Source organism: Fontibacillus panacisegetis (assembly GCF_900102215.1).
Taxonomy (GTDB): Bacteria; Bacillota; Bacilli; order Paenibacillales; family Paenibacillaceae; genus Fontibacillus; species Fontibacillus panacisegetis.
The window spans coordinates 1-7,082 of record NZ_FNBG01000066.1 but is presented as its reverse complement, the minus strand read 5'-3'; the positions used below and the strand labels follow the sequence as shown (position 1 = coordinate 7,082).

8 protein-coding genes are annotated in these 7,082 nt (G+C 42.8%); all 8 read left to right on the top strand.

Annotated elements, in window-relative coordinates; genetic code table 11:
* Positions 1 to 395 (top strand): IS110 family transposase (locus BLS49_RS24225; protein ID WP_139173183.1); only part of this gene is annotated, 395 nt, incomplete at its 5' end.
* Between the two features lie 196 nt (positions 396 to 591).
* Positions 592 to 1,560 carry an ABC transporter ATP-binding protein gene (locus BLS49_RS24220; protein WP_091236679.1) on the top strand — a complete coding sequence of 323 codons (969 nt, stop codon included), beginning with the start codon at positions 592 to 594 and terminating at the stop codon, positions 1,558 to 1,560.
* Positions 1,557 to 2,408, top strand: a complete 852-nt coding sequence (locus tag BLS49_RS24215; protein ID WP_091236677.1) for an ABC transporter permease — start codon at positions 1,557 to 1,559, stop codon at positions 2,406 to 2,408. The genes BLS49_RS24220 and BLS49_RS24215 overlap by 4 nt, the downstream gene beginning before the upstream one ends.
* Positions 2,405 to 3,211: an ABC transporter permease gene (locus tag BLS49_RS24210; protein WP_091236675.1), complete on the top strand. Its 807-nt coding sequence runs from the start codon at positions 2,405 to 2,407 to the stop codon at positions 3,209 to 3,211. The genes BLS49_RS24215 and BLS49_RS24210 overlap by 4 nt, the downstream gene beginning before the upstream one ends.
* An 84-nt stretch (positions 3,212 to 3,295) precedes the next feature.
* Positions 3,296 to 4,339 (top strand): ABC transporter substrate-binding protein, encoded by a 1,044-nt coding sequence (locus BLS49_RS24205; protein WP_091236673.1) that lies wholly within the window; start codon positions 3,296 to 3,298, stop codon positions 4,337 to 4,339.
* A gap of 195 nt (positions 4,340 to 4,534) precedes the next feature.
* The gene (locus BLS49_RS25655) at positions 4,535 to 4,645 is read left to right on the top strand and encodes a DUF805 domain-containing protein (protein ID WP_139173182.1); all 111 of its coding nucleotides are present in this window, start codon (positions 4,535 to 4,537) and stop codon (positions 4,643 to 4,645) included.
* A gap of 205 nt (positions 4,646 to 4,850) precedes the next feature.
* Positions 4,851 to 5,243: a DUF805 domain-containing protein gene (locus tag BLS49_RS24200; protein ID WP_091236670.1), complete on the top strand. Its 393-nt coding sequence runs from the start codon at positions 4,851 to 4,853 to the stop codon at positions 5,241 to 5,243.
* Between the two features lie 199 nt (positions 5,244 to 5,442).
* Complete coding sequence (locus BLS49_RS25465) at positions 5,443 to 6,549, top strand: PdaC/SigV domain-containing protein (RefSeq protein WP_245742767.1); 1,107 nt, start codon at positions 5,443 to 5,445, stop codon at positions 6,547 to 6,549.
* The last annotated feature ends 533 nt before the right edge of the window (positions 6,550 to 7,082 follow it).

Genomic DNA, 7,082 nt, shown 5'->3' with positions numbered 1-7,082 from the left:
ATCGAGTGCTTGTTCAGTATTTACAGCGCGAAGCATTTGAAGTTATTCTGGTCAATCCTTTACAGGCACAGCGAGCTAGAAGGACGGGTTTGCGCAAGGTCAAAACCGATGAATCCGATGCATGGCATCTAGGCGATCTGTACTATCAAGAAGAAGATTGGCTTGCTCATCCCATCCAAAAACAAGCTTTCACAGACTTGCAGTTCTTAACGCGTCAGCATGAGTTCGTTACAAGCTTGTATGTGCAGGCCAGGTTAAATATGCGTGCACTGATCGATCAAGTCATTCCAGGCTACGAACAGGTTTTTACGGATATGTTTTCTAAAACATCCTTAAACCTGATCAGTATATCAAAAATCTCTTTCCTACAAAACTGTCTATTGACAAAGTATTAGCTGGTTTTTTATTTTTGTTTCCCACTTTGCCACAATCTCTCTTTCCCCTGTCGAAGCGTCTAGAAAAGTGTTGTATCCCGCGCCAAAACAAGGTATAGTGAATATGCAAAAAATGAATCGATAGACCTGTCGGCCATACCAATGGATATGGTCTTTTTTTCTTAAACATACTACTTAAAAAGGAGTTGGTGCATAAATGATTGAACTGGTTGGGGTCGAAAAACACTTTGCTGGGCAACCCGTTGTGCATCCGCTTTCGCTCACCATTAAGGAAGGGGAATTCCTTACCTTGCTGGGCCCGAGCGGCTGCGGCAAGACGACGATTCTGCGAATGATCGCAGGCTTTGAGCAGCCATCTAAAGGACAAATTATGCTGGAGGGTACTGATCTGACGAATTTGCCTCCGAATCGTCGGGACTTAAATCTTGTATTTCAGCATTACGCCTTATTTCCGCATATGACGGTCGAAGATAATATTGCTTTTGGACTCAAAATGAAAAAGATGCCTCTTAAGGAACAGCGCGAACGCGTGCAAGAGGCGGTAACGATGACACAATTGAATCAGCTGGTTAAGCGTTATCCCCATCAATTATCCGGTGGTCAGCAGCAGCGTGTTGCAATAGCTCGCGCGATTGCGAACAAGCCGAAGGTACTCCTTTTGGATGAGCCGCTGGGTGCGCTGGATTTGCAGCTTCGTAAAAATTTGCAGTCTGAGCTGAAGCATCTGCAGCGGAGCTTGGGCATTACGTTCGTATATGTAACACATGATCAAGAGGAAGCGATGATGCTCTCTGATCGAATAGTTATTATGAATAACGGTCGAGTGGAGCAAATCGGAACTCCGCGTGAAATTTACGCGACACCGACCACTTTGTTCTCCGCTACGTTTGTGGGAGAGAATAACATTTTCTCACAGGACGGGCGGCTGTTTGCTGTGCGTCCCGAGAAGCTGCGTGCAGTTCGCAATACAGAAGAAGTAAAAAGAACAGGTGAAGTTCTTGATGTCCTCTATCTCGGCAGTATTCATAAATTAATTGTTCAGCTTGATGACGAGCCTATGACTGTCTCGATCGTATTTGACTTTACAGACAATCGCCCTTGGGAGATCGGTGAGAAGGTTGGGGTGGATTGGAACGACCAGGACGAGGTGGTCATCGGATCATGAGGAAATCACGCCTCGGCTTATTGCCTACTTTTTTGTGGCTCTGCCTGTTTCTAGTCGTCCCAATGCTGATCGTAGTCGTTATTTCTTTTATGGGCCGTGATGAGCTTGGTAATGTAGTGTTCGATTTCAATTTGGCGTCATATGCGACTTTCTTTGATCCTCTATATTTAGGCATCTACTGGGATACGATAGTATTGTCGGTGTTGACTACGGTACTGTGCCTGCTTCTCAGTTATCCGCTTGCTTATTATATTGCAAATGCCGGACCAAAGCTGCAAACATGGGGTCTTGTGCTTATTACAATACCGTTCTGGATAAACTTCCTGATTCGTACGTATGCATGGGTACTGCTGCTTCGGACGCAAGGTGTCGTTAACAATCTACTCATTGACTTTGGGCTGATTCAGGAGCCCTTGCAGTTGCTGTACACTAAGGGCGCTGTGCTGCTTGGGATGGTATATACCTTCATTCCATTTATGGTGCTGCCGATCTATGTTGCTTTGGAGCAAATGGATAAGAAGCTGCTGGAGGCTGCGAGCGATCTCGGGGCGACTGCCTGGAAATCGTTCTGGCACATTACGCTGCCTCAGACGAAATCAGGCATTATGACAGGTTCTGTACTGGTCTATGTATCAACAACAGGTATGTTTGTCGTGACAGATATACTGGGCGGTGCAAAATCTGCAATGATTAGCAACATTATTCAGAGTCAATTTCTTGGAGCAAGAAACTGGCCGTTCGGATCAGCGTTGTCCGTTATTTTTGTAATCACCTCACTCATTATGATTGGGCTCTTTAACAAGGCGATGACATCTAAACATCTGACTGTGAAGGAGGGGCGGCAATGAAGAGTAAAAACCACCCGCTGCTCGGGATTCATTCACTGTTAATGATGGTATTTATTTATGTACCGATCGCTTTTATTATCGCATATTCCTTCAATAGCTCACGGCTTGCAGCCGATTGGAGCGGGTTCACATTCGACTGGTACATTTCTCTATTTAAAAATCGCCATGTGATGGAAGCATTGAGCAACAGTTTGACGGTGGCGATTATTTCTACTGTGGTCTCCACAGTGCTTGGTACTCTCGCGGCTATGTCGATACGTAAGGTAAACAGCAGAACCAAAGCAGGAATGGGCGGTTTGTTGTATTTGCCGATCATTATTCCTGACATTATTATGGGTCTGTCTTTGTTAGTATTGTTTAATCAGTTAAATATGCCGCTTGGAAAAATAACAATCATCATTGCGCATATTACGTTTAGTATGTCATATGTGTATGTGGTCGTTTCAACCAGACTGACGGGAATGAAGGGGCAATTGGAAGAGGCGGCTCAGGATCTTGGGGCTGGCGCCTGGCAGACCTTCCGTTATGTAACACTGCCGCAAATTTTACCGGGGATCATTTCAGGAGCCTTGATTGCGTTCACCTTGTCACTGGATGATTTTATGGTAAGCTTTTTTGTTAGTGGTCCAAGCTCGACTACACTGCCTATTTACATCTACGGACAAGTCAAACGTGGTATTTCCCCGGAAATTAATGCGCTATGTACTATTTTGATATTGGTGAGTGTAACGTTAATTTTCCTGGCCCAGTTCATACTGAATCGTGGCAAGGGACAGAAGAAACAATCTGTACTTCCTTTTTAAAGAGGATACTGAGCGATAATTAGGATATACCTCAAAATATTGAGTTAGATATCATATTTTTTCTGGAAGAGAGGAGATAACGAATTGAAAAAAATGAAATGGGCTGGCCTTGTGCTGGCGGTTATGATGGTGCTTGCGGTATTGTCGGGCTGTGGATCTTCCAAGGAGACGCTGAACATTTATAGTTGGGCTGACAACTTTGACGCTGATGTTCTGGCGGATTTCGAGAAGCAGTACGATGTTAAGATCAACTATGATGTGTTCGCGAACAATGAGGATCTTCTGGCTAAAATTAAAGCCGGCGGCGGTGGTTATGATTTGATTCAGCCGTCTGATTATATGGTAGCGACAATGATTAAACAGGATCTTCTGGCACCGCTCAACAAGGATAATATTCCGAACTTTACGAATATTGCCGATACGTATAAGAACCCTTCTTTTGACCCTGATAATAAGTACTCTATTGTATATACATCCGGGGTTACGGGAATTGCATACAACACGAAATATGTTAAGGATGAAATAGATAGCTGGGAAGACTTGTGGAATCCGGAATATAAGGGCAAGGTGCTTCTTCTGGATGACAATCGGGAAATAATTGGTATGGCTTTGAAAAAAGCAGGACATTCCAACAGCTCTACTGCTGAGGCTGAAATTACAGCAGCTGTAGAAGATCTGAAGAATTTGCTGCCAAGCGTGCTTGCCTTTGATACAGATAACATCAAGCAGAAAATGATTCAGGAAGAAGGCTGGATCGCTACTGTATGGTCTGGTGATGCCTCGGTTATTGCTAAAGATAATCCGGATGTAGCTTATGTTGTGCCAAAAGAAGGCGGAACGATCTGGTCTGATAACTACGCGATTCCAAAAGATTCGAAGCATCAGGAGCTGGCTGAGAAATTTATCAACTATATGCTTGATCCCGAAGTAAGCGCGAAAAACTATGAATCTATTGGCTATAGTGATCCTAATACGGCAGCTAAACCTTTCCATAGCGAGGAATACAATAACGACAGGATGATCAACCTGTCGCAAGACGAGCTGTCCCGTACAGAATGGCTCGGTGATGTTAGCGATATGCTTCAATTGTATGACCGTTTCTGGACTGAGCTGAAGAGCGGGCGCTAACATTCAAATAGCATCTAGAGTATCATAGATTGGCTTAATTAAAACAGTGGTGTGATCTCCGAAGTTAGGGGAATGCACCACTGTTTTTTTATTTGATTAAAAACTATAATTTTATAACAAATATTGTCGATTTATGTTATATATTAATGTATAGGTTGAAATATACATAATACATAAAATAATTAAGAAAGGGTTTTGATCAGTCTTATTCCAATTGCCGGTGGAATTGTTATGCTAGTGTTTACATGCCTGGACAGTGATGAAGGTAACAATAAATATGGTCCAAATCCAAAATACTATTCCTGATTATCTATTGGCTAATATATAGCGGAATGAGGTTAAAGCATATTTTATACAGTCGAGGAGATAATGGCGGACACGAGTAAATTAATAAAATTAATATTGTGATAAATTTATTATACAGGACAATGTCGAATTATGGTATATTTAGTAGTGGCAAGGATCAAGATACATAGTTTTAGAAAAAAATACATATTTGGAGGGACAATTTATGCAATGGTATTTCAAGGCTTTTAAGAATTATGCAAATTTTAGCGGAAGAGCACGTCGTAAGGAGTATTGGTTGTTTCAATTATTTAATTGCATTATCGCTTTACTTCTTTACTTGCCTGTATTATCTTCATTGCCTGCATTGATGGCAGGAGAAGGAACTACTGGGGTTGCATCCCTGTTTATGACACTTTATTTAATATATGGATTGGCTGTGCTTCTACCATCACTTGCCCTTACTGTTCGTAGACTTCATGACACGGGTAAAAGCGGATGGTCGATTTTGCTCGGGCTAATTCCGTTTGTTGGTGGAATTATTTTGCTGGTATTCGTGTGCACCGATAGTCAGGCTGGTCAAAACAGCTATGGTCAGAATCCAAAGGCAGCAGCTTAATTAATTCAGTATCAATCACAAGAAAAGGGACTCCCAAGGTCATCTAGTTGACCTTGGGAGTCCCTTTCATTATTTTGGAAAGGTTCCCGTTGAAGATAAACAGAAATGGCAATATCACCCCCGGAAAATACTGAAGGATAGCATTATTTTGAACAGTGGAGGAAATAATAGGGGCATCACAAAAAGGGGTGACATCCAGATGATAAAAGGTAAGGCATATAGAACGTATTTGCTTATTTTAGCGGTTAGTTTTATGGTGATAGGGCTGCTGCTGGCCGGATCGGGAGCTTCTATTGCTGAGGCGTCGTCCAGGGAAATCATCGAATTGAAAGCTTCAGGAAGACAGGGAGCGGCAACGCCCGTAAATATTACGTTAAAGGGAAAGCCTGTGAAGCAGCAGGGTATTCAGGGGAAAGAAGGAGTATTGGTTCCATTGGAGCTGATACGCAAAGGTCTAAAGCTGCCTGTTCAATATGATAAAAATAGCAAAACGTATACGATCCAACGCCAAAATGTCACGGTTCAGCTTCAGCCTGCAGACATTGGGGCAAAGGCAATCGTGGATGGGAGCACGCTGGTGCTGCCTTATGAGTGGAAGGAAATCGACGGGATGCCTTATGTTTCAATAAAGGTGCTCACGGATAATTTAGGCTATACCACAGAGTGGGACGAGAAAACAAAAACGCTCAATTTAGTTCCACACCGTTTAAATAATATCAAGATCCACACAAAGACGATATCGAAGACACTTCCAGAAGCAACGATCAAGGTGGAATATCCGCAGGTTAGCGGTTTGAAGAATAAAGGAGCGGAAGAGAAGATCAACACCCTGCTTCAATCCAGAGCCGATAGTTTTGTAGAAAAGTCGATCAAAGAGGCAAAGGAAAGTCAGCCTTCTCCGAACGGAAGCCCTTATGAGTACCTTGGGAATTACATGGTGACTTTTAATCGCAAGGGACTTCTGAGTATATTGGAGCAGACGTATGCTTATACCGGAGGAGCGCATGGCAACAGCATCCGTGAGGGTTTAACGTTTAATTTAAAAGATGGCAAGCTGCTGACACTGGATGAAATCCTGAAAGGTAACCCGAATTACCGCAGCATCGTAGATCCTGTAATTGCCGCAAAGCTTAAACAAACGGAAGGGTATTTCGGCGGGTTTGAGACGATAGGGAATAACGCTAACTATTATTTAAAGGATGATGGCGTAGTTATTTTCTTTCAGTTATATGACTATTTGCCTTATGTATTTGGCTTTCCAGAGTTTTATTTTCCGTTCTCGGAGCTGGGGGTTGCGTTGAAATAACTGCAACGAAAGGAGGCTGTCCCTCAAAGTTATCTAAGATAACTTTGAGGGACGCTTCTTCGTTTAGCAGTGGAAAGGCAAGATATCAGGAAAAGCATGTAAAAATGCAGTTTTTTAAAAGTAGCCATGAAAGGATGAACAAAAGCCTGCAAAAATGCAGGAATATTGTTCAGAATAGACTAGTTTGAAGAGAATCCTTGGAGAAAGCCTGCACATTTGCAGCAATTTAGGGCATTTAGAGACTTTACATGATCAAAGCCTGCACATTTGCAGGAATTTCAGGAATTCCGCATCATGACACTATTACACATGAGATACGGTCATACAATGTGTGGCAGGATCAAGCGGCGCAAGGATCATCTTCCCTGCACCGCTATTTCTAGTTTTGACAGTAACCCTACTTTTGGGACAGCTCCGCTTTTTGCCATTATCAATTGATGAAATCCTGATCAGTCTAAAGTAATTTGAAGTCTAACGGCTCGGATCAGCAGCTAAAAGGCTACTCCAAAAGCTACTTCACAATCTCGACCGGG

Coding starts and splice junctions, on each gene's coding strand:
- BLS49_RS24220 (WP_091236679.1), top strand. CDS start 592: ATGATTGAACTGGTTGGGGTCGAAAAACACTTTGCTGGGCAACCCGTT.
- BLS49_RS24215 (WP_091236677.1), top strand. CDS start 1,557: ATGAGGAAATCACGCCTCGGCTTATTGCCTACTTTTTTGTGGCTCTGC.
- BLS49_RS24210 (WP_091236675.1), top strand. CDS start 2,405: ATGAAGAGTAAAAACCACCCGCTGCTCGGGATTCATTCACTGTTAATG.
- BLS49_RS24200 (WP_091236670.1), top strand. CDS start 4,851: ATGCAATGGTATTTCAAGGCTTTTAAGAATTATGCAAATTTTAGCGGA.
- BLS49_RS25465 (WP_245742767.1), top strand. CDS start 5,443: ATGATAAAAGGTAAGGCATATAGAACGTATTTGCTTATTTTAGCGGTT.